Genomic DNA, 21,723 nt, shown 5'->3' on the forward strand with positions numbered 1-21,723 from the left:
AATATGAAAATAACGGCGACCCCGGTCAATGATAAGCCCTCTTTCTTTGGTCAATTACGTCACAAGCTGCCGAAAGATACCGGAATATTTATCGTCATGCTGGTGATTGCCCTGACTTTTGAAATTGCCGGTTGGTACGTGCGCGATCAGTCCTTTTTAATGAATACCAACCGCCTGATATTAATTGTTCTGCAAGTGGCGATTATCGGCATTATCGCGGTGGGGGTGACGCAGGTCATTATTACCACCGGGATTGACCTCTCCTCCGGTTCGGTGATCGCGCTCGCCGCCGTGGTGGCGGCAAGCCTCGCACAAACTTCCGACAGCCTGACGCCGATGTTCCCGTCGCTGGTCAATATGCCTGCGGTCATTCCGATTGGTGCCGGGATTGGCGTCGGCCTGCTGTGCGGTTTAACCAACGGGTTTCTCGTCACCCGCACCGGTATTCCGCCGTTTATCGCCACGCTGGGGATGATGGTGTCGGCGCGCGGCCTCGCGCAGTATTACACCCAGGGCAACCCGATTAGCTTCTTATCCGACAGCTTTACCGCTATCGGCCAGGGGGCAATGCCGGTGATTATTTTCTTCGTCGTCGCCGCGGTATTTCACATTGCCCTGAAACATACCCGCTACGGAAAATACGTGTACGCCATTGGTGGCAATATGACGTCGGCGAAGGTCTCCGGTATTAACGTGAATAAGTACCTGGTGATCGTCTATACCATCGCCGGGGCGCTCTCCGGCCTCGCGGGCGTGGTGCTGGCGGCGCGCGTCAGCAGCGGGCAGTCGAGCATGGGAATGTCCTATGAGCTGGATGCGATTGCCGCAGCGGTCATTGGCGGCAGCAGCCTGATGGGCGGGGTGGGGCGTATTACCGGAACCTTAATCGGCGCGATGATCCTTGGCCTGATTAAAAGCGGGTTTACCTTTGTCGGCGTCGACGCCTACGTGCAGGATATTATCAAAGGCATCATTATCGTCGCGGCGGTGACCATCGATATGCGGCGTAACCGCAAGAAACATTAACTCAAAGATAGCCCGCGGCGTGAATCGCTGCGGGCTGGTTGCTCGTTTACGCGCTACCCGGCTCCTGCTCATCGGCAGCAAGGCGCAAACTGTTGAGCAGCACGTTGGCCCCTTTCTCCGCCCACGCGGGCAGAATATTCTCCGCCTCGTTATGGCTAATCCCTTTCTCGCAGGGGATGAAAATCATGCTGGCGGGCGCGACCTTACTGACATAGCAGGTATCGTGACCGGCACCGGAAACCATGGTCCTGGCGCTGTAGCCCAATGCCTCTGCCGCTCGCTGACTGCGCACCAGGCACCCGGCGTCAAAGGCAATCGGCGCGTAATCGAAAATACGCTCGACGTTTGCTGCCACGCCGCGCGCTGCCAGCGCGTCAGCAGCGCCATGCAGAGCTTGCTCCATGGCTTCCAGCGCTGCGGTTTGTGGATGACGAAACTCGACGCTACATGCCACGCGGCCTGGAACCACGTTACGCGATCCCGGTATCACCTGCGCCATGCCAATCGTCGCCCGGCCATCAGGGTTGTGCGCGATGCCGATTTGCTCAACCGCCAGCGCGAGCTCGGCGAAAGCAGTCAACGCATCGCGGCGGCTGCCCATCGGCGTGGTTCCGGCGTGGGCGGAAAAGCCCTCCAGCGTGACGTTGAACCAGCGCTGACCCATTGCTGCATGGACGAGGCCGATATCAACGCCTTCTTCTTCCAGAATCGGCCCCTGTTCGATATGCACTTCGTAGCAGGCGTGCAGCGGGAAGGCGGCAGTCGGGCGTTCGCCGCGATAGCCGATAGCCTCCAGCGCCTCGCCGACGCTGATGCCGTCGCGATCTTCACGGGCGAGCGCATAGGCTTCGCTAAACTGTCCGGCCCAGACGCCGGATGCCAGCATTGCCGGGGCAAAGCGCGCCCCTTCTTCGTTGGTCCAGTTCACCAGCACGATATCGCGTTCGGTCTCAACGCCGAGATCGTTTAGCGTGCGCAGCGCTTCCAGTCCGGCCAGCACGCCGTAAATCCCGTCATAGCGGCCGCCGAGCGGCTGAGAGTCGACGTGCGAACCGGTCAGCACCGGAGCAAGCTGCGAATTTTTACCGGCGCGGCGGATAAACATATTGCCCATGCTATCGACTTCGCAGGGAAAACCAGCTTCCTGCGCCCACTGGCGCAGCAGATCGCGCGCCTGGCGGTCCTCGTCGCTCAGCGTCAGCCGGGTTACGCCGCCCGCCGGCGTCGCGCCGATAAGGGCCATCTCGTTGAGCGTCGACCACAGACGTTCGCCGTTGACGGTTATCATGGTTTGTCCTTTTTCACGCGATAGCGGAAGTCGCAGCACTTTCCACCCTGCATAATGGTGGTGGTGCGGGTCAGCTCCACGTCCGGGGCGTAGCCGACGATAAACTTGTCATCGCGGGCGCAGGAGAGCAGGTGACCAATTTCTCCCAGTCCCATCTCGTGGTACATCTCGGCGTAGCGGCAGCGGTTAACGTTGTAGTTATACTGCTGGTCGTCGGCGTCCAGCACCTTGACCTCCAGGGCGTTATCTTTCTCCCACAGATACTGCAGGGCGACAAAGCTCTGGATATCCGCGCCATTCGGCTCCTGGCTGGCAAACGCTTTTCCCGCCTCAATGGCGGCGTTTTCAATCGCTTCGCCGATAACGGCCTGGGCGCGAGCTTTACCTATCTCGCGCACCAGGATGTCGTAAATCGGCTTGATTATTTCTGCTTCAATTTTGCGGCGGGCGAGAATGCCCAGCTCATTATTATCACTCATCACATTGCCTCACTGCGTTACTTCGTTGTTGCGCCGCCGAGTACGGTTTGCGGCTGCCATTTACCGTCGACGACTTTGTAAACGGTAAAGGTTGGCGATTTCAGGTTGCCCTCTTTATCAAAGGCGATTTGTCCGGTGACCCCGGAATAGCTAATGGCGCGCAGCGCGGGCAGGTAGTCGGCCGGGTCGACGGAGTCGGCTTTTTCCATCGCCGCAACCAGTACGCGGGTGGCGTCATAGGCGAACGGCGCATGCAGCTCGATATGAGTGTGATAGCGCGACTGGTAAGCCTGCTCAAAGGCCTTACCGCCCGGCATCTGTTCGACTGGCAGCCCCGGCTCCAGCGCCACCACGCCGTCGCCCTCTTTCTGCGCCAACTGGAGGAAGGTCTGGCTCACGAAGCCGCCCGCGCCCATCAGGGTGGAGTTCATGCCCAGCTGTTTAATGCGGCGAGCCAGCGGAGCAGCCTGGCTATCGACGCCGCCGAAGAAAATCAGGTCGGCGTTTTTGCTGCGGATCGCGGTCAGCACCGCGCTGAAATCGACGGTTTTGTCATCGACGTACTGGCGGTCAACGATTTTGATTCCCTGTGCTTCCAGCGACTTAATAAACTCATCCGCCAGCCCCTGACCGAAGGCGGTACGGTCATCGATAACCGCGATGCGTTTGGCCTTCAGGGTTTGCACCGCGTACTGTCCAGCAAACTGGCCGCCGTCATCATCGTGGCCCATCACGCGAAAGCTGGTGTCGAAGCCCTGTTTGGTATAGGCGTGCCCGGTGGCGACCGGTGCAACCTGGGCGATGCCCGCATCGTGGTAAACCCGCGCGGCAGGAATGCTGGTGCCGGTATTCCAGTGACCGACCACGCCCGCGACGCCGCTATCGACCAGACGCTGGGCGACGGCAACGGCGGTGCGCGGGTCCGACTGATCGTCTTCCGATTGCAGCTTGAAGGTTACCGCCTTGCCGCCGATGGTCGGATGTTGCTTGTTGATATCGTCAATCGCCAGCTGCGCACCGTTTTCCAGGTCCTTGCCGATACGCGCGGAAGGGCCGGTCAGCGGGCCTGCCAGGCCGATAATGACGGTTTCGCTGGCCGCAGACCACGCGGCGGATGAGGCAAAACCACTGAGCAGGATAGCGGCGCTGAGCGCACTGATTTTTACTGTTTTCATTGTTTTTCCCTGATGCTGGTTGGTGTGTTAAACGGGCATTTCGCCCAAATAAATCTGTGCAATACGGTCATCGGCCAGCAGCGTCTGCGACGGACCGCGCTCGACGATGCTGCCGCTGTCCATCACCCAGGCGCTGTCGGTGGCCTCAAGAGCCAGGCGTGCGTTCTGCTCTATCAGCAGCAGCGCGACGCCGCGCTGGCGCAGGGTGGCGATGACGCGAAAAATGTTTTCGACCATTAGCGGCGCCAGACCCATCGAGGGTTCGTCGAGGATCAGCAGGCGCGGCTGGCTGAGCAGGGCGCGGTTAAGCGCCAGCAGCTGCTGTTCGCCGCCGGAGAGCAGTCCCGCCAGCTGATGCTGGCGTTCGGCGAGGCGCGGAAAGTTTTCGAAAATGGCGCGCATCTCCTGTTTGACCGCCGCCGCGTCGCGTCGCAGCCACGCGCCCATTTGCAGGTTTTCCAGCACCGTCATGCGCGCGAAGATGCCGCGACCTTCCGGCACCATCACCAGCCCTTCACGCAGCAGGGATTCGGCCCGGCGTTTGCGTATCGGCTTGCCGTTAAACAGAATGTCGCCGCTAAAGGGTTCCAGCCCGGTAATAGCGCGGACGGTTGAACTTTTGCCTGCACCGTTGGCGCCAATCAGCGTGGTCTGCTCACCCTCTTTCACGCTGAATGAGACGTCGCGCACCGCCTGGATGCCGCCGTAATGAACACTCAACTGGCTAACGGTTAATAGATCAGACATGGACATTGCCTCCCAGCCAGGCGGCGATCACCGCCGGATCGCGGCGTACGGTTTCCGGCGTGCCGCTGGTTAACGTTTTGCCATAATCCAGCACCATCAGGCGATCGCAGATCCCCATCACCAGCTTGACGTCGTGCTCAATCATCAGCAGCGTTTTGCCGTCATCGCGAATGCGCAGCAGCAGTTCGCCAAGGGCCATTTTCTCGGCGGCGTTCATTCCGGCAGCCGGTTCATCCAGCGCCAGCAGGCGCGGGTCGGTAGCCAGCGCGCGGGCAATCTCCAGCCGCCGCTGGTGGCCGTAGGCGAGGTCGCAGGCGCGATAGTGGGCGAACTGCGCGATGCCGGTATAGTCCAGCCAGTGCCATGCCAGCTCGCGGGTCTGCGCCTCTTCAGCACGGGCGCGTTTATGGCGGGAGAGCGCGGCCCACAGACCGTTGCGGGTGCGCACGTGGCGGCCCACCATCACGTTTTCCAGCACCGACATGTCGTTAAACAGCCGCACGTTCTGGAAGGTGCGGGCGATGCCTGCGGCGGTCACTTTCTCAATATTCTTCGGAAAATAGGCTTCTCCGCCGATAGCGAACTCGCCGCTGTCCGCCGGGTAAAGCCCGGTTATCAGGTTAAAACAGGTGGTTTTTCCCGCGCCGTTGGGGCCAATCAGGCCGTAGATTTCACCCTCGTTGATGGTGAGCGACACGTTGTCGACTGCCGTCAGGCCGCCGAAGCGTTTCGTCATATGGCGCACGCTTAGCAGGCTCATGCTTTCGCTCCTTTATGACGTGCGGGCCAGATGCCCTGAGGACGCAGTAGCATCACCCCAACCAGCGCCAGGCCGTAAAACAGCTGGCGCAATATTTCCGGGTCAATCAGCACTTCGCCAAACAGCGCCTGCTGCACCGGCGCGGCCTGGCTACGCAGCAGCTCCGGCAGCGCGGTCAGCAGCACCGCGCCGAGGATCACCCCGGGGATATGCCCCATCCCGCCCAGTACCACCATCGCCAGCACCGCAATCGACTCCTGAAGCGTGAAGGATTCTGGCGAAACGAAGCCCTGAAACGCGCCGAACAGCGCGCCCGCTACGCCGCCAAAAGAAGCACCGATAGCGAAAGCCAGCAGCTTGTAGTTACGCAGGTTGATCCCCATCGCCCGGGCGACGTCTTCATCCTCGCGGATAGCGTGCCAGGCGCGACCGATGCGCGAATGCTGTAGACGCAGGCAGACAAAAATAATCGCCACGATGACCAGCATCAGCAGGTAGTACCACAACCACAATGCCGGGACTTTAAAACCGAACCAGTGATAGACGCCGCTAAACTTGAGGCCGAACAGGCTCAGGGTGTCGACACCTGAGATGCCTTTTGCGCCGTTGGTGATGTTGACCGGGCGGTCGAGGTTGCGCATCAGGATGCGGATAATTTCGCCGAAGCCAAGAGTGACAATCGCCAGGTAGTCGCCGCGCAGCTTCAGCGTCGGCGCGCCCAACACGATACCGCAGCCCGCTGCCACCAGCGCGGCAAGCGGAATAATCACCAGCCACGAGGTATGCAGGCCGTCCGGGAACCAGCTATTTAAAATCGGGAACACGTCCAGCAGGTGCGGCGAGGCCAGCAGCGCTGCCAGATACGCGCCGACGGCGTAAAAGGCGATAAAACCCATATCCAGCAGGCCGGTATAGCCGACCACGATATTCAGCCCCAGCGCCAGCATGATATAGAGCAGGGCGAAGTCGATGACTCGAACCCAGTAGTTGCCGCCAAGCTGGCTGGCGACCATTGGCGCGACCAGCAGCGCGCAGACGAACAGGGTCATCCCGGACCAGAAGCGGCGGGAGACGATGGGCGTGTCGAGTTGTGCTGTTGTCATTGTTACCTCCTAGGCCCGGTGCGCAACGCGTTCGCCGAGTAAACCGGCTGGGCGGAAAACCAGCACCAGAATCAGCACCATAAAGGCGAAGATATCCTGATAGTTGCTGCCGAAAACGCCGTTGGTCAGGTCGCCGAGATAGCCCGCGCCGAGTGATTCGATAAGCCCCAGCAGCAGGCCGCCGATCATCGCGCCGCGAATATTACCGATGCCGCCGAGCACCGCGGCGGTAAAGGCTTTAATGCCGGGCAGAAACCCCATTGAGAAGCTGGCATTGCCGTAGTTGCTGGCCATCATCACGCCGGCCAGCGCGGCGAATACGCCGCCAATGGCGAAAGTGAGGGCGATAATGGCGTTAGGGTTTACGCCCATCAGCGTGGCGATACGTGGGTTTTCCGCCACCGCGCGCATGCCGCGTCCTAAGCGGGTGTATTCCACCAGCAGCCACAGGCCGAGCATGACCGCCAGGGCCAGCGCGACGGTGACCATGCCGGTGACGGTCACAAGAGCCGGAGGATGCGCTTCGCTGCCGTGGGTCACGGCGATCGGGTCCATCGGCAGGATCTGCGGAAACATCAGCGGATTGCGCGACCAGACGATCATCGCCACAGTTTGCAGCAGAACTGAAACGCCGATCCCGGAGATCAACGGCGCCAGACGCGGCGCGTTGCGCAGGCGACGGTAGGCAAAACGCTCCACCGCCATCGCCAGCAGGGCGCACACCGCCATGGCCAGCAGCAGCGCCAGCCCCAGCTGAGCCAGCGGCGGCAGGCCGGGAAAGTGGGCATTAAGCGCGTTCATCCCGGAGAGCGTGGTCAGCGCGCCGACCATCAGAATATCGCCGTGGGCAAAGTTAATAATGCGCAGAATGCCGTACACCATGGTGTAGCCCAGCGCAATCAGGGCGTAAATGCTGCCGAGCATGACCCCGTTGATAATTTGTTGTATGAGTGTGTCCAACTGATTCTTCCGACAAGATGCTCAAATAACAGCTACCATCCAACAAATGAATTAAATTGTAAAATACGCATATATTCTTTCTTATTATAAAAGTGTGGTTAACTATCTTTATGATTTTAAATATAATTAAAGAATGTGTCGGATCGGGGAATGCGCTAAGAAAATCAACATATGAAAAAAACAGAACAATCGGAAGGGCCGGTTAGCTGGTCGGAGAGCACTTTAGCCAACGATCCGCCGCTGCGGGCGGTACGCGCCTTTGAGGCGATTGCGCGGCTGGGTAGCGTGACCCTGGCGGCGCAGGAGCTGGCGATTTCACCCTCGGCGGTAAGCCATCAGCTGAAGGTACTGGAAGGTTATTTGCAGATCCCGCTCACCGAACGCCAGGGGCGGCGGCTGACCCTCAGCCAGCAGGGGCGGGAGTATTATCGCTCGATCCGCGCGGCGTTTAACGTGCTGCGCCAGGCCACTGAGCATCTGGTCGATCAGGTGCAAACCCAGCAGGTGACGATCAGCCTGATCCCGCTGTTTGGCATGGGCTGGTTTATTCCCCGCCTGCCGTCGTTCGTGCATGCCAATCCGAACACTGAAATCAACGTGGTTTACGCCAACCACCGTAACTACCTTAGCGACGCCTCCGATATGTCGATCCGCTTTGGCAACGGACACTGGGTGGGTTATCAAAGCGAAAAGCTGATCTCCGGCAGAATGGTGCCGGTATGCAGCCAGGCCTTTTTGCGCCTGCATGGGCATATTGATACCCCGGAGCAGCTATTGCAGATGCCGCTGCTGCACGACGAGGAGCGCACGACCTGGAACCAGTGGTTTGTGCAGCAGGGGGTCAAGCGTCCACCGCGCTCGACGGGGCCATTATTTGAGGATGGCTTGCTGACTCTGGCAGGCGTACAGGCCGGACTGGGCTGCGCTCTGATGCGCGAGCCGCTAATCGCCCCCTATCTGAAGAGCGGCGAGCTGGTGAAAATCTTCGATTCGGCGATAGATGATGGCCGGGATTACTACCTCTGCGTACGTCAGGATAGCGATATGACGCCTAACGCTAAGCTATTGCAGAGCTGGCTGCGTCAGCAGGCTCTCGGTTGATATTTACTGAAGAATTTACTCAATCAAGATCACATTTTTACCCGCTGGTGATTGAAATACAGCAAAGCCGCTTAGATAATCCGCCGAAATAACCCATTTTTATGATGGCGTGCTACTGCGAAAGCAGGCAAGACCAAAATAGAAATGCTCTCCCGCCAAGGGGAGCGTCTCTGTTTTGGTCTTTTTTTTTGCCCCAACACCAGGGAACACTATGAACTATAACGAAACAGCAGACAAAATCCTCCACGCGGTGGGCGGTGCGGAGAATATCCGAATGCTCACCCATTGCGCGACCCGACTGCGCATGGAGTTCAACGACCGCGCGAAAGTTAACGATGCGCAGATTGGCACTATCCCCGGCGTGATAAGCGTGGTGGAGAAGGGCGGCCAGTTCCAGATTGTGATCGGCAATGAGGTGCAGCAGGTTTATCGCCTGCTCAATAAGGCGCTACCGGAAAAGAAAAGTCAGGCAGGCGGCGACAAAAACGCCAAACCGACCGGTATGGTGGCGCGCATTATCAGCGTTATTTCGACCACCTTCACCCCGGTGATCCCGGCGATTACCGGCGCGGGGATGATCAAGGCGCTGCTGGCTATTCTTAAGCTAACCGGCGTGATTAGCGAAACCAGTTCGACCTATCAGCTGCTCAACATTATTGCCGATGCCGCGTTCTTCTTCCTGCCAGTGCTGCTGGCCTACGGGGCGTCGCTGAAGTTTGAATGTAACCCCATTCTGGCGATGACCCTTGCGGGCGTGCTGCTGCACCCGGGCATCGGCCAGATGCTGGCTGCCGGTAAAGCGGTTGATTTTGTTGGTATCAACGTTCTGCTTTCCGATTACGCCGGGTCGGTGCTGCCGATTATTTTGACGGTGTGGCTGATGTCGTGGGTTGAGCGCTTCGCTGAGAAGGTCTCGCCCTCGATTATCAAATTCTTCGTTAAGCCGATGCTGATCCTGCTGATCACCGCGCCGCTGGCGCTGGTGGTTGTCGGCCCGGCGGGTATTTTGCTTAACGACCTGGTGGCCGCAGGCGCGGGCGCTATCGACCGCCACGCCAGCTGGTTGATCCCGATGCTGATGGGCACTCTGCAACCCTTCCTGATTATTACCGGCACCGCCTGGGCGATGACGCCAATCGCCACCGGACAGCTGAGTAAAAGTGGTTACGAGATGATTAACGGACCGGGGATGCTGGCGTCAAACGTGGCGATGGGCGCGGCAACGCTGTGCGTGGCGCTGAAAACCAAAAATAGCAACCTGCGCCAGTTGGCCTCTTCATCGGGCTTTACCGCGCTGCTGGGGATCACCGAACCGGCGCTGTACGGGGTACTGCTCAAGTTCCGCCGCGTGCTGATTGCCGCGATGATCGGCGGCGGCTGCGCAGGGGTTTATGCCGGGGTGAGCGGGCTGGTGCGCTACGCGTTTGTCTCTCCAGGCCTCGCGGCGCTGCCGGCGTTTATCGGCGAAAACCCGATGAACATCGTCCATGCGCTGGTGACCTGCGCGATTTCTATCGTGGTGACCTTTACCCTGACCTGGTTTATCGCCTTTAAAGATACGCCTGAGGATCAAGAAGAGGTCAGTGAGGCGCCACAACCTGCGGTTAGCCCGAAAATGGAGGGTGAGATTGAAGTGCTCAGCCCGCTGCGCGGCCAGGTGGTGGCGTTGAGTGAAGTGAATGATGATGTCTTTTCCGGCGGTCTGCTGGGTGAGGGCCTGGCGATTCGTCCACAGGAAGGGGTACTGCGCGCGCCGTTTAGCGGCACGGTGATGATGTTCCTGCCATCGTGTCACGCGGTGGGTCTGCAAAGCGAAAGCGGGCTTGAGCTGCTTATCCATATTGGTATCGACACGGTTAATCTTAACGGCCAGCACTTTAGCTCAGCGCTGAAAGTGGGCGATAAGGTGGAAGCCGGACAGGAGCTGATCCGCTTTGATAGCCCCGCCATCGAACAGGCCGGGTATGACCTGATTACCCCGGTGATTGTGGTCAACGGTGACGAGCAGCACTCACTGCGCCTGACCGCCGCCGCGCAGGTCGATTACGGCGAGCAACTGATGGTGCAATCCGCTAAGGAGGCGCAGGCATGATTTATCAAAACAAAGCGCAGTTCCCGGACGGTTTTTTGTGGGGCGCGTCCACCTCGGCCTATCAGGTCGAGGGCGCGTGGAATGAGGACGGTAAAGGGCCGTCGGTGGTTGATATGCTCAGCCATCCGGCGGGGACCGCAGACTTCTGCGTTGCCAGCGACCACTATCATCGCGTAGAAGAAGATGTTGCGTTGATGGCGCAAATGGGGCTCAGGGCCTATCGCTTTTCGGTGGCCTGGTCGCGGGTGATCCCGGACGGCGACGGTGCGGTGAACCCAGCCGGTCTGGCCTTTTATCGCCGCCTGATTGACGCCCTGACGCGCCACGGCATTACGCCGATTGTCACTCTGTACCACTTCGACCTGCCCTGGGCACTTGAGCTAAAAGGCGGCTGGCTAAACCGAAAAACCGGGGAGGCATTTGTGCGCTATGCCCGGCTGCTGTTCAGCGAGTTTGCCGATAAAGTTCCGCTATGGCTGACGATTAACGAGCAGAACACCATGATCCTGCACCCTGGTGCGATTGGCGTGCCCGCGGATCGTGAGTTGCCGGACAAGAAAGCGCTGTACCAGCAGAATCACCATATGATGCTGGCCCAGGCGCAGATCTTCGCCCTGTGCCACCGCGAGTTTCCCGGGGTGCGCATCGGTCCGGCGATAAACACCACTTCGATGTACGCCGAAAGCTGCAAACCGGAAGATGCCATCGCCGCGCATAACTGGGAAACGCTGCGCTGCTGGAGCTTTTTGGATGTGGCGGTGCATGGCCGCTACAACGCCTTAGCGTGGGCGTATTTAGGAGATCGCGGCCTCGCGCCGGAAATGCAGCCAGAAGATGCGTTGATTTTACAGCAGGGGCGGCCGGATTTTATCGCCATTAACTACTACTCCACCGCGACGATTGCTGCCAGTCGGGGTGACGGCGCAGACGTTGCGCCGCGCGCGGGCGATCAGCAAATTATGCTGGGCGAAGAGGGGGTTTATCGGCCAGCGGAAAATCCGTGGGTGGGTAAAACCCCTTACGGCTGGGTGGTCGACCCGGTGGGGCTACGCCTGACGCTGCGTAAAGTGTGCGAGCGCTACGGCCTGCCGATTCTGATCACTGAAAACGGCATGGGCGCGCCGGATCAGCTGGAGCATGACGGGACGGTGAATGATGATTATCGTATCGCGTTCTTACAGGCGCATATTGAGCAAATGCGCCTGGCGATTGCTGACGGCGTCGAGCTGATGGGCTACTGCCCGTGGGCGGCGATTGACGTCGTCAGCACGCACCAGGGGTACGCCAAGCGCTACGGTTTTATCTACGTCGATCGCGGCGAGGACGACCTGAAGAGTCTGCAAAGGATCCGCAAACGCAGCTTCTGGTGGTATAAGGATGTCATTACGCAAAACGGTAACCACGACGAGTCTCTGTGATGATTGTTCAGAAGGTGCTCAATAATAGCCTGGTGCTCTCCATGGATGACGATAACAGGGAGGTTATCGTTATGGGGAAAGGCATTGGCTTCAACAGCCGACCGGGGGATGAGATTGCCCCGCAGATGATAGAGAAGCTGTTTGTGACCCAGACGCTCGGTGTGCGCAGCGGTTATCTTGAAGCGCTCTCCGCCATTCCGGATGAGGTCATCGAAATGGCGGCGATGATTATTTCCCGCGCCAATATGCAGCTTGCCAGCAAGGTTCGCGAGCAGATTTTCTTTACCCTCGCTGACCACCTGACGTTTGCTATTGAACGCAGTCGCAAAGGGATCACCATTCAAAACCGCCTGCTGCCGGAAGTCAGGCGCTTTTATCCGCAGCAGTTTCGCGTCGCCAGCGAAGCGGTGACGATGATTCGTCAGCAGTACGGGATTGAGCTACCGGAAGAGGAAGCCGGGAATATCGCATTTCATCTGGTGAACGGCCAGAGCGAGGGTGACGACGTGGCGCAGACCATGCAGTCGGTGAAAATGCTGAAGGATATTTTTAATCTTGTGCAGTACCACTTTAAGCAGCAAATAGACACCGAATCGATTAACTACTCGCGCTTTCTGGTCCATATGCAGTTCTTCCTCCAGCGTTTGCAAGAGGGGGAACTGGACGGCGCGCGGGACAGTTTTCTGCTGGTGCAGGTGATTAAGGAGTATCCAGAAGCGTATCGCTGCGCGCTGCTGATCCGCGATTACGTCAAAGCCCAGCTCGATATCACCCTCGGGGGCAACGAACTGCTATGGCTCACCGTGCACCTGGTGCGAATCAGCGGGCTGGATGCGTGAATCAACGATGACGAAACTGCAGCGTTGCGGGCAGGTAGCGCTGTAGCGGCTCGGGCGTGTTGCCGTCAATCAGCTGGCTTATCAGGTCGTAGCAGTGCCAGGCCAGCTGGCGGTTGTCTTGCTGTACGGTATCAATACGCAGCGACAGCGAATCGTAGAGATAGTGATCGTCGAAGCTCGCCAGATGGATGTCTGAATCCAGCAAATGGTGCTGGCTCATGTAGCGCAGTACCCCTTCCAGTAGCCCGCAGGCGGCGGTAAACAGCGCCTTTGGCGGCCGACCAAGACGGGCGCATAGGGCCGCGAACATCTCATAGCCGGAGCTGGGATGATAGTTGCCGTTAATCACCCACTCCGGGCGCAGTTCGATACCCACCTGAGCCAGGCCCTGAGTGAATCCCGTCAGGCGGTCGCGTGACGGCGACAGGCGAGGCTGACCGCCTAAAAACCAGAACTCATCGCTATGCGAAGGCGCAATACGAGAAATCAGCTCTGCCGTCGGGGTAATTGAATCGGTCATCACCAGCGGCAGGCCGCTTTCATTAGGACAGCGGTCAAACAGCACCACCGGCAGCTGTTCGCTGAGCTTCAGATAGTCGGCATCATTATGCATACAGGAAGCAACGATCAGCCCGTCGACCTGACGGGCAATCATATTGTTCACTACCATGCTCTCCTGACCGGGGTTTTCGTCGGTACAGGAGATAAGCAACTGGACGCCCGCCTCGCGGCACAGCATCTCAAGCTCATGGGAAAAGACTGCAAAGCCGTAGTTGGTGATTTCCGGCACTACCAGCCCGATGGTGTGGCTGCGGTTATCGCGCAGTGAACGGGCATGAATGCTCGGCTGATAGTGCTGTTCGCGGGCAATCGCCTGCACGCGCTCGCGCGTTTCCTGCGCCACGCGCAGCTCTTTGCCACGCCCGTTCAGCACCAGGCTGGCGGTCGCTTTGGAAACGCCCGCCAGTTCGGCGATATCTTTAATGGTAACGCGTTTGGTTTTCATCACGACGCCATGAGCCTGAAAGCAAAACGCTTATTCTATCATGCATGTGCGCAGCGGCCAGTAACAGAATGCGCCCGGCTTGCTGCCCGTGAAAGTCAACTGCGCCGGATAGGCCGGGAAGTAGCGGCTACTCATCACCCCTTCGCCGTCGTTGATGAAGATTTCCACGCTCGACTGGTCGATAAAAATTCGCAGCGAGCGAACCTCGCCGCGCCAGTAGCGATAGTGCGTTTCATCGCTGGCAAGGCTGTGTCGCGCCAGACGGATCCCGCTGGCATCGCGCTCAAGGGTTAACGCGCCGCCGAAATCAATGCTTAACGCGGCGTCGCGGGCGGTTTCGAGGCTGATTTCCATCGGCGCCAGCGGCAGAATGCTTTCCGGCCAGCCGTGCGCTTCACCGCGCAGGGCGGTGAGTTCACGCAGCGGGCGCTGATAGAGCTTGCTGTCGGCAAACTCCAGTTCGCGCAGGCAGGTCATCTGATGGATCCAACCGTTAGCCAGCGTCGGCTGGCGCATCTCTTCGCCGTCCGGCACGCCCATCCAGCCGACCAGCAGACGGCGTCCATCGCTGGTCTGCATGGTTTGCGGTGCGTAAAACTCGAATCCGGCGTCCAGCTCGTGAAGTTCGCCGTGTTTGAAAGCGGCGCGGTCGTAGTCGAAATCACCCGCCATCCACACTGCCGGGTAGGTGTTAAGAAAGCGCGTTTCCTCGCGGGGGATACCCTGCGGGCAGCAAATCAGAATATGCTGGTCACCGAGCGGGAACAGGTCCGGGCATTCCCACATATAGCCTGCATCGTCCAGACCATTGATGCCATAACCCGCGATTTCGCCTTCACTCGTCCATTCATGGAGATCTGTGGAGCTGAACAGCAGCACCTTGCCGCGCTTTTGCCGATTCTGTGCGCCCAGCACCATGTACCAGCGGCCTTCATGCTGCCAGACTTTCGGGTCGCGCACGTGGCCGGTATAGCCCTCCGGCAGAGGTAATACCGGGCCGAGCTTAGTAAACGTGCCGTCGGCGTTTTCCGTCGCCAGACACTGCCAGGCGGTTCGGCTACCATCATCGAATTTGACATTGCCGGTGTAGCACAGCGTTAGCGTGCCGTCATTATCCACCGCGCTGCCGGAGTAGCAGCCGTTGCGGTCGTACTCTTCGTCCGGCATCAGGGCGATCGGCTCATGCTGCCAGTGCAGCAGATCGGCAGAACTCCAGTGCGCCCAGCACTTGAATTTATGATCGCAGGCGAGCGGGTTCCACTGATAGAACAGGTGATAGCGTCCGGCAAATTCAACAAAGCCGTTGGGGTCGTTCATCAGTCCGCTCACCGGCGCATGGTGCCAGCGAGGATAGTGGCTGTCGGCCAGCGCGCGCGGCTGGCCCTGCATAACGGCCTGCAGAATCGCAGGCAGGCGTGATGGAAGTGACATTATTCAGCGTCCGTTTTGTATTTCAGTACCAGGGAGACGATAAAGGCGACGCCAAAGGCGATAACCATCCCGATAATGTAGTTCAGCAGCGAGCTGGCTTGCACGATAGCCATGCCGGGGATAGCCGTCAGACCTACCGCAGTCATGTAGACATGCATGGATACCACCCACGCGCCGCCCGCCGCGCCACCGATAAGCGCTGCGATAAACGGTTTTACAAAGCGTAAGTTAATACCAAAAATCGCCGCTTCGGTGATACCCAGCATGGCAGAAAACGCCGAGGGCAGGGTGATGGCTTTGATTTTTGCATCTTTAGTTTTAAACCACACTGCCAGACAGGCTCCGCCCTGGGCAACGTTGGCCATCGCCCAAATCGGCAGCAGGAAGTTGACGCCGATGGACGGGTTGCCCAGCAGTCCGGCTTCTATGGCATGGAAGCTGTGATGAATACCGGTAATGACGATAACCGAATAGAGGCCGCCAAACAGCAATCCCGCCAGCCAACCGGCGTGGCTAATCAGGGTGCTGAGGACAAACGAAATGCCATCGCCGAGCGCGCGACCGGCTGGGCCGATAATCAGCAGGGCGATAAAACCGGAAATAATGACCGTCAGGAACGGCGTCAGGATCAGATCCAGCGCATCAGGGATCACGCGACGCAACTGTTTCTCAACGATGCTCATAAACCACACCGCCAGCAGCACCGGGAACACCGTGCCTTGATAGCCGATCATGGCAATCTCAAGGCCGAAGAAGTTCATGGTGTGGAAACCTGCGGCCACGCCCCAGGCGTTGGTCAGCGCCGGGTGGGTCAGGATGCCGCCAAGCGTCGCGCCGAGATAGGGGTTACCGCCGAATTCGCGGGCGGCGGTGAAACCAATCAGGATCGGCAGAATGATAAACGCCGCCGAACTGCACATATCCAGCATGATGTAGATGGCGTTGCTCGGGTCGACCCAGCCGTAAGTTTTGACCATCCCCAACAGGCCCATCAACAGACCAGAGGCGACGATAGCCGGGATGATCGGCACAAAGATGTTTGATAGCAGACGGGCGATACGCTGGAAAGGATTCAGCTTTTTCGCTGCGATGTCCGCAGCTTCCGATTTGCTGGACTCGCCAATTCCTGCCGCCTGGATAAAGGCGGCGTAGACTTTATTTACCACCCCGGTGCCGAAAATAATCTGCATCTGCCCGGCGTTACGGAAACAGCCTTTAACCCCTTCAATTTTGCCGATGGCTTGCTGATCGGCCAGCGAATCATCGACCAGCACCAGGCGCAGACGTGTGGCGCAGTGCGCGGCGCTGGCGATATTTTCCTTGCCTCCCAGAAGCGGAAGCAGCGAGCGGGAAATCTGTTCAAAATCCATAGTACCCTCTGAATGCGTATTGATTTTCGAGCTGTCGTCCCACGGTAGCAGGGCGCAGTCTCTGCGTCGTTATTGTGTCCGGGGCGACGAAACGTACTTTGCCGCCCCGGCGGTTCCTCTCGTCAGGTGTTAACCGTCAGAACCAGGTTTCCATCTGCATACCGAACGACCATTCGCCGCCCGATTTAAAACCACTGCTGCCCAGCGCGTCATCGCTGGCGTAATTATTCAGTTTTTTGCTCCAGTCCATCCACGAGGTGTAAAGGCGGATTTCAGGACGGCTGAAGAAATCACCGATGCTGCCAACCTTAAAGGTCGGGGCGAAGGTCAGCTTGTAGAAGCTACCGTTCACTGCATGACGATCGTTATAACCTTCGGGTTTGAGATCCATATACTGGTAGCTGCCTTCGTAAGCGAGGGCGAAGTTCTGATTGATCTCCTGGATCAGGCGCATGTTGAGCGTTGCCCATTGATAGTTGTCGCCATCGACATAACGGTCTTTACTGCTTTGCGCTAGTATCGCCGGGGCAATAAACCAGTTCTTGCTCAGCGGCGTGGTGCCGTAGCTAGCGAAGCGCCAGGTGTTGGCACCTGAGCGAAGCGCGCCGTCAGACCCGATACCTTTAACTTCCGCGCCCAGGCCGTGACCGTAGAGCAGGGCAGTTTTGCTGCTGCCTTCACGCAGGCCGTAGAAACTGTCGTTGTGCAACCCGAGCAGCGTATGCACGCCGGTATTTGCCGCATCTCCTTTGACCGGATTACCGTTGGTATCCTGACGTTCGTCGTTGTCTTTTGCCCGCATCCCGCTGACCATCACCTGCACCGGACCGATAAAGTTGTTCATGCTAACGATATAGTTCTGCACGCTGTTGCTCGAATCAGCAATATCGCCGAAGTTACGCCCGTAAAGAGAGAAGTTACTGCGAATGCTGTCGTTCCACCTGACGTCGTAAATACCGCCGCCGGTACCGGCGAGGAATACGACATCAGAGTCGATCCAGTGAATGTCAAAGTTATCGCGATCGAAGCGTTTCCCGGCCCACAGCGTGGAGCCTTTAAATGCTCCTTCGAAGGTGGGTAAATTGCCCAGTTCGACAAAGGCCTGACGAACGTTCAAATCACTGGTGCTCGCCGTCCAGTCGTTATAAGTGGTTTGTCCGTCGGCAACCATCACTTTGAAACGTGTCGTTGCGCCATTGTCCAGGGTCTGCTTATGTTCAAGATTCATTTCAACATAGGTATCAGCTTGATTTCCCAGACGACCGATGGCTCCACCGGTTTCCCCCGCAGGTGTCATGTAGGCGCCGGATTTGGTACTGGCTCCGGAATCATTCATTATCACGCCGGAACGAGCGTAGCCGTGAAACTCAAAGCCGCTTTTCTCGTCGGCTTTCTTCTCCAGTTTGGCGGTACGCTGAGCCACTTCCTGGGTTGTGTCCTGGGTTTTTTGCTGCTGCGTAGTGAGCTGCTGAACTTTTTTCTCTGCTGACTCGGCGCGATTTTCTGCCGTTTGCGCCCTGTTTTCTGCATCCTGCAGGCGCTTTTCCAGCGCGATTAAACGGGCTTCAATACTGCTGAGGTCCGTTTGCGCATGGGCTGAGGCAGTGCCGGTTAGCAAAGCGATAAGAACCGCGAGTGTGCTTTTTCTATACATGCTGGTTGCATCCCAAAAGGAAAATTGAAAATGGTGTGTGTTTGCTAAACCGGTTTAATTGCTATGTTAAGCATGATCTTTAACATTTTAAAATTAATTTGCTAAACCGGTTTAATAAATGTGATGGATGCAACAAAGTGGGCCGCACGCAGCGGCCTTAAGGATCAAAACTGGCGATTAAGATCGCGCTGATATGGCAAAGCGGTCATTGCACCTTTCGCCGTTGTGGCCAATGCGCCGCAGGTTTGCGCCAGGGTGAGAGTCGGCTCCAGCGCGTTAATATCTGTCGGCATCCCGTTGACAGCAAGGCTGGCAAGCAGTCCAGCGACAAAAGCGTCGCCCGCGCCGGTGGTATCCACGCTGATAACTGGCTTAGCGCTGAAATGGGTAAACTGCTGCTGGAATGCGGCAAGTACACCCGCTTTCCCTTGGGTCACCAGCAGTAATTCAGGCTGATAGCGTTCGGTGACGCTGGCGATTCCCTGAGCTATATCATTACTACCACTGATGAACACCAGCTCTTCTTCGGACAGTTTCACCACGTTTGCCAGACGCAAGGCGCGATCGAGGCAGGCGTGCAGCAGGTCCTGATCCTGCCAGAGGTCCGGACGGATATTCGGGTCAAAGCTCACCCGACCACCGGCAAGTTTGATTTTTTCCATTGCGGCAAAAGTGGTGCTGCGGCTGGGTTCGGCGCTAAGGGCAATAGAGCAGACGTGCAGCCACTGGTTGGCGGCGAATGCCGGTAGATCTTCTTCAGCCAGGAATAGATCCGCGCTGGGGCGCACCATAAAGGTAAAGGTTCGTTCGCCCTGGTCGTCAAGGTCGACCACCACCGTGGAGGTGCGATGCTGGCCGTCGAGGTGCATATGACTGACGTCGACCTGCTCCTGTTGCAGGGTATGGCGCATAAAGCGGCCAAACGGATCGTCGCCGACGCGCCCGATAAATCCGCTGTTGCCGCCAAGACGAGCAACGCCTACCGCCACGTTAGCCGGCGCGCCGCCGGGACACTGCAGCAGGCGGCCCTCGCTTTCCGGCAGCAGGTCTACAACCGCATCTCCCAGAACCCAAACTTTTGCATTCATGCTGAAAATTCTCCATAGCTAAACTTAATTAAACCGTTTTAGCACATTAAAGCATAGGGACAGAATGAGGGGAATGTCACATGTGGAAAAGTGCGAACCAGGGCATGAAAACGAGATCGCGCTCGCAGAAGAGTGACGATCCGGGAAGTCTGGAGGTTTTCTCGGTGATGTTGCGCTGGTCGGGCTATATGATTCCCGGATACTTCCCCTGCTTGCGCTGCGCTTAGCTGGACTACGGGGCTTCAGCCGTCTGGGATAATGTGCCCGGGTCAGGCACATGGCACCACCTCAGGAAAGCTCTGACGGGGAACGGAATTGATGACACCCTTATAAAAACAACAGCGAACAGCGACCTAAACGCCGGCCACCAGCCCATCAATAATCACCTGCATCACTCCCTGAGAACAAGGCTCGATACGCCCGCGCACGCCGTAAACGGTGGCCAGAGTCTGCGGATTAATGACCTTGGCTGGCGCACCATCCCCAAGTAGCCGCCCCTCCTTCAGCATCAACACATGATCCGCGTGGCGCAAGGCGATATTGATATCGTGGACCACTACCAAAGTGATGATATTGCGCTTTTGCGTCTCTTTGCGTACCAGATCCATCACGTGGAACTGGTAGTTTAAATCCAGCGCGCTAAGCGGCTCGTCCAGCAGCAGCAGGGAAGGCTGACGAATAAGCGATTGCGCCAGGCCGACAAGCTGCTTCTGGCCGCCAGAAAGCTGATCGAGGTAGCTCAGCGCCAGATGCTCAATACCTAGCTGGCGCAGCAGCGACATCACCTGCGACTGGTTTTTCGGATTGTGCAGTCCTCCGGCGGCGCGCTGGGCGACGATAATCGACTCCAGTACGTGCAAATGCACGCCTGCAGGCAGCGTTTGGGGAAGATAGACCACTTTTTCCGCGCGGTGGGCAAAGGGCAGCGCCAGCAGGTTCTCGCCGTCAAGCGACAGCTCGCCGCTGCTCGGTCCCAGCCCGGCCATCGCCCGCATCAGCGTGGATTTCCCGCTGCCGTTGGGGCCGAGCAGCGCGGTAATTTTGCCGCGCGGTAGCTGTGGTACGGTCAGGTCGTGAATCACCTGACGTTTGGGATAGCCGGCGCTGAAATGGGACAGCGCCAGCCCGGATAACAGATGGCTCATACGTGCCCCCTGTGGCGCAAAATGATGCTCAGGAAGAAAGGGACTCCCACCAGGGAGGTTACAATACCGACCGGAATAATCGCACCGGGGATGAGATTCTTTGAGGCAACCGAGGCCAGCGACAGCACCAGCGCACCGATAAGCGCGCTGGCCGGGAGATAAAAACGGTGATCTTCCCCGAAAATGAGCCTGGCGATATGCGGAGCCACAAGACCGATAAAGCCGATTGGGCCAACAAATGCTACCGAAATTGCCGACAGAATGCTGATGCGCAGCAGCGTCGTCAGGCGCAGGCGGCGCACGTTGATACCAAAGCTGATCGCCCTGTCTTCACCGAGGCGCAGCGCGGTCAGTTTCCACGAACTGAGCATTGATAGCGGCATCACCACCGCCAGCACGGCCAGCAAAATCCCCACTTTTTGCCAGGAGGCGCGGTCAATACTGCCCATGGTCCAGAATACCAGCCCCTGGAGAGTATCTTCGTTGGCGACAAACTGCAGCATCGACACCAGCGCATTAAAGGTAAATACCAGCGCGATGCCGAACAGAATGACTCCGGAGGTGGCGACCTGCGTCCAACGCGTAATGCCGTCCAGCAGCAGCGCCGCCAGCAGAGCAAAGATAAAGGCATTGGCCGAGATAAACCACTGGCCAGGAATGCCGGGGATACCGATTCCCAACACAATCGCCAGCGCTGCGCCAAATGCCGCTGCCGACGAGACGCCTAGCGTAAACGGGCTGGCCAGCGGGTTATTCAGGATAGTCTGCATCTCCGCTCCGGCCAGGCCGAGGGCCAGACCGACGACGATCGCCATCAGCGCATAGGGCATGCGGATATCCCAGACAATCGCCCTCGTCCCGGCATTGGCGCTGGCCGGGTCGGTAAGCGTTTGCCACAGCGTTTGCAGCGACAGGCCCGATGGCCCCATCACGAAGTCGAGCAGTAGCGAGGCAAGAATCAGTATTACCAGCAATAGCATCATGATAACGCGGCGGCGAACAATATTGCGGTAGTTTGCCATCACGCCGTGGCTATCGACG

General features: G+C 58.2%; 19 protein-coding genes. 5 read left to right on the top strand and 14 right to left on the bottom strand.

The features are described 5' to 3' along the window. Positions 1–3: 3 nt before the first annotated feature. A complete protein-coding gene (locus QVF11_RS03260) occupies positions 4–1,026 on the top strand; it encodes an ABC transporter permease (protein WP_185928576.1) in 1,023 nt (340 codons plus the stop codon). A gap of 46 nt (positions 1,027–1,072) precedes the next feature. Here the strand turns inward: QVF11_RS03260 and QVF11_RS03265 are convergent, their stop codons facing one another. From QVF11_RS03265 to QVF11_RS03295, 7 genes are read right to left on the bottom strand one after another with little or no spacing between them, the layout of a single operon-like run. Next, the gene (locus QVF11_RS03265; RefSeq protein WP_287855209.1) at positions 1,073–2,314 is read right to left on the bottom strand and encodes a Zn-dependent hydrolase; all 1,242 of its coding nucleotides are present in this window, start codon (positions 2,312–2,314) and stop codon (positions 1,073–1,075) included. Continuing rightward, the gene (locus QVF11_RS03270; protein ID WP_110273176.1) at positions 2,311–2,793 is read right to left on the bottom strand and encodes an L-2-amino-thiazoline-4-carboxylic acid hydrolase; all 483 of its coding nucleotides are present in this window, start codon (positions 2,791–2,793) and stop codon (positions 2,311–2,313) included. Before QVF11_RS03270 ends, QVF11_RS03265 begins: the two co-directional genes overlap by 4 nt. A gap of 17 nt (positions 2,794–2,810) precedes the next feature. Then, a complete protein-coding gene (locus tag QVF11_RS03275) occupies positions 2,811–3,968 on the bottom strand; it encodes a branched-chain amino acid ABC transporter substrate-binding protein (protein ID WP_110273177.1) in 1,158 nt (385 codons plus the stop codon). Between the two features lie 27 nt (positions 3,969–3,995). After that, positions 3,996–4,715: an ABC transporter ATP-binding protein gene (locus tag QVF11_RS03280; RefSeq protein WP_112215357.1), complete on the bottom strand. Its 720-nt coding sequence runs from the start codon at positions 4,713–4,715 to the stop codon at positions 3,996–3,998. Further along, positions 4,708–5,475: an ABC transporter ATP-binding protein gene (locus QVF11_RS03285; RefSeq protein WP_287855210.1), complete on the bottom strand. Its 768-nt coding sequence runs from the start codon at positions 5,473–5,475 to the stop codon at positions 4,708–4,710. The genes QVF11_RS03280 and QVF11_RS03285 overlap by 8 nt, the downstream gene beginning before the upstream one ends. After that, positions 5,472–6,578, bottom strand: coding sequence for a branched-chain amino acid ABC transporter permease (locus QVF11_RS03290; RefSeq protein ID WP_112215356.1), 1,107 nt, complete (start codon positions 6,576–6,578; stop codon positions 5,472–5,474). The genes QVF11_RS03285 and QVF11_RS03290 overlap by 4 nt, the downstream gene beginning before the upstream one ends. A 9-nt stretch (positions 6,579–6,587) precedes the next feature. Beyond that, entirely contained in the window at positions 6,588–7,538 is a 951-nt protein-coding gene (locus tag QVF11_RS03295; RefSeq protein ID WP_112215355.1) for a branched-chain amino acid ABC transporter permease, read from the bottom strand. A gap of 171 nt (positions 7,539–7,709) precedes the next feature. Here QVF11_RS03295 and QVF11_RS03300 point away from each other — a divergent pair, with 171 nt between their 5' ends. The 4 genes from QVF11_RS03300 (at position 7,710) to licT (ending at position 12,988) form a co-directional block, all read left to right on the top strand. Beyond that, on the top strand, positions 7,710–8,639 hold the full coding sequence (locus QVF11_RS03300; RefSeq protein ID WP_112215354.1) for a LysR substrate-binding domain-containing protein: 930 nt from the start codon (positions 7,710–7,712) through the stop codon (positions 8,637–8,639). A 211-nt stretch (positions 8,640–8,850) separates the two neighbouring features. Next, the gene (locus QVF11_RS03305; protein ID WP_287855211.1) at positions 8,851–10,731 is read left to right on the top strand and encodes a beta-glucoside-specific PTS transporter subunit IIABC; all 1,881 of its coding nucleotides are present in this window, start codon (positions 8,851–8,853) and stop codon (positions 10,729–10,731) included. Next, positions 10,728–12,149, top strand: a complete 1,422-nt coding sequence (locus QVF11_RS03310; RefSeq protein ID WP_287855212.1) for a glycoside hydrolase family 1 protein — start codon at positions 10,728–10,730, stop codon at positions 12,147–12,149. Before QVF11_RS03305 ends, QVF11_RS03310 begins: the two co-directional genes overlap by 4 nt. Next, positions 12,149–12,988: a BglG family transcription antiterminator LicT gene (licT, locus tag QVF11_RS03315; RefSeq protein ID WP_112215351.1), complete on the top strand. Its 840-nt coding sequence runs from the start codon at positions 12,149–12,151 to the stop codon at positions 12,986–12,988. Before QVF11_RS03310 ends, licT begins: the two co-directional genes overlap by 1 nt. Before the next feature lies 1 nt (position 12,989). Here the strand turns inward: licT and QVF11_RS03320 are convergent, their stop codons facing one another. The 7 genes from QVF11_RS03320 to QVF11_RS03350 form a co-directional block, all read right to left on the bottom strand. Continuing rightward, positions 12,990–13,994: a LacI family DNA-binding transcriptional regulator gene (locus QVF11_RS03320; protein ID WP_287855213.1), complete on the bottom strand. Its 1,005-nt coding sequence runs from the start codon at positions 13,992–13,994 to the stop codon at positions 12,990–12,992. Between the two features lie 30 nt (positions 13,995–14,024). Then, positions 14,025–15,425 (bottom strand): sucrose-6-phosphate hydrolase, encoded by a 1,401-nt coding sequence (locus QVF11_RS03325; protein WP_287855214.1) that lies wholly within the window; start codon positions 15,423–15,425, stop codon positions 14,025–14,027. After that, positions 15,425–16,795, bottom strand: coding sequence for a sucrose-specific PTS transporter subunit IIBC (locus tag QVF11_RS03330; RefSeq protein WP_112215348.1), 1,371 nt, complete (start codon positions 16,793–16,795; stop codon positions 15,425–15,427). The genes QVF11_RS03325 and QVF11_RS03330 overlap by 1 nt, the downstream gene beginning before the upstream one ends. A gap of 136 nt (positions 16,796–16,931) precedes the next feature. Continuing rightward, complete coding sequence (locus tag QVF11_RS03335; RefSeq protein ID WP_287855215.1) at positions 16,932–18,449, bottom strand: carbohydrate porin; 1,518 nt, start codon at positions 18,447–18,449, stop codon at positions 16,932–16,934. Between the two features lie 164 nt (positions 18,450–18,613). Further along, positions 18,614–19,537, bottom strand: coding sequence for an aminoimidazole riboside kinase (locus QVF11_RS03340; RefSeq protein ID WP_287855216.1), 924 nt, complete (start codon positions 19,535–19,537; stop codon positions 18,614–18,616). 353 nt (positions 19,538–19,890) lie between these two features. Beyond that, positions 19,891–20,682 carry an ABC transporter ATP-binding protein gene (locus tag QVF11_RS03345; RefSeq protein ID WP_287855217.1) on the bottom strand — a complete coding sequence of 264 codons (792 nt, stop codon included), beginning with the start codon at positions 20,680–20,682 and terminating at the stop codon, positions 19,891–19,893. Further along, positions 20,679–21,707, bottom strand: coding sequence for a FecCD family ABC transporter permease (locus QVF11_RS03350; RefSeq protein ID WP_185928577.1), 1,029 nt, complete (start codon positions 21,705–21,707; stop codon positions 20,679–20,681). Before QVF11_RS03350 ends, QVF11_RS03345 begins: the two co-directional genes overlap by 4 nt. Positions 21,708–21,723: the final 16 nt, after the last annotated feature.

The organism is Klebsiella sp., assembly GCF_027492335.1.
GTDB classification, from domain to species: domain Bacteria; phylum Pseudomonadota; class Gammaproteobacteria; order Enterobacterales; family Enterobacteriaceae; genus Klebsiella; species Klebsiella huaxiensis.

Coding starts and splice junctions, on each gene's coding strand:
- QVF11_RS03260 (WP_185928576.1), top strand. CDS start 4: ATGAAAATAACGGCGACCCCGGTCAATGATAAGCCCTCTTTCTTTGGT.
- QVF11_RS03265 (WP_287855209.1), bottom strand. CDS start 2,314: ATGATAACCGTCAACGGCGAACGTCTGTGGTCGACGCTCAACGAGATG.
- QVF11_RS03270 (WP_110273176.1), bottom strand. CDS start 2,793: ATGAGTGATAATAATGAGCTGGGCATTCTCGCCCGCCGCAAAATTGAA.
- QVF11_RS03275 (WP_110273177.1), bottom strand. CDS start 3,968: ATGAAAACAGTAAAAATCAGTGCGCTCAGCGCCGCTATCCTGCTCAGT.
- QVF11_RS03280 (WP_112215357.1), bottom strand. CDS start 4,715: ATGTCTGATCTATTAACCGTTAGCCAGTTGAGTGTTCATTACGGCGGC.
- QVF11_RS03285 (WP_287855210.1), bottom strand. CDS start 5,475: ATGAGCCTGCTAAGCGTGCGCCATATGACGAAACGCTTCGGCGGCCTG.
- QVF11_RS03290 (WP_112215356.1), bottom strand. CDS start 6,578: ATGACAACAGCACAACTCGACACGCCCATCGTCTCCCGCCGCTTCTGG.
- QVF11_RS03300 (WP_112215354.1), top strand. CDS start 7,710: ATGAAAAAAACAGAACAATCGGAAGGGCCGGTTAGCTGGTCGGAGAGC.
- QVF11_RS03305 (WP_287855211.1), top strand. CDS start 8,851: ATGAACTATAACGAAACAGCAGACAAAATCCTCCACGCGGTGGGCGGT.
- QVF11_RS03310 (WP_287855212.1), top strand. CDS start 10,728: ATGATTTATCAAAACAAAGCGCAGTTCCCGGACGGTTTTTTGTGGGGC.
- licT (WP_112215351.1), top strand. CDS start 12,149: ATGATTGTTCAGAAGGTGCTCAATAATAGCCTGGTGCTCTCCATGGAT.
- QVF11_RS03320 (WP_287855213.1), bottom strand. CDS start 13,994: ATGAAAACCAAACGCGTTACCATTAAAGATATCGCCGAACTGGCGGGC.
- QVF11_RS03325 (WP_287855214.1), bottom strand. CDS start 15,425: ATGTCACTTCCATCACGCCTGCCTGCGATTCTGCAGGCCGTTATGCAG.
- QVF11_RS03330 (WP_112215348.1), bottom strand. CDS start 16,795: ATGGATTTTGAACAGATTTCCCGCTCGCTGCTTCCGCTTCTGGGAGGC.
- QVF11_RS03335 (WP_287855215.1), bottom strand. CDS start 18,449: ATGTATAGAAAAAGCACACTCGCGGTTCTTATCGCTTTGCTAACCGGC.
- QVF11_RS03340 (WP_287855216.1), bottom strand. CDS start 19,537: ATGAATGCAAAAGTTTGGGTTCTGGGAGATGCGGTTGTAGACCTGCTG.
- QVF11_RS03345 (WP_287855217.1), bottom strand. CDS start 20,682: ATGAGCCATCTGTTATCCGGGCTGGCGCTGTCCCATTTCAGCGCCGGC.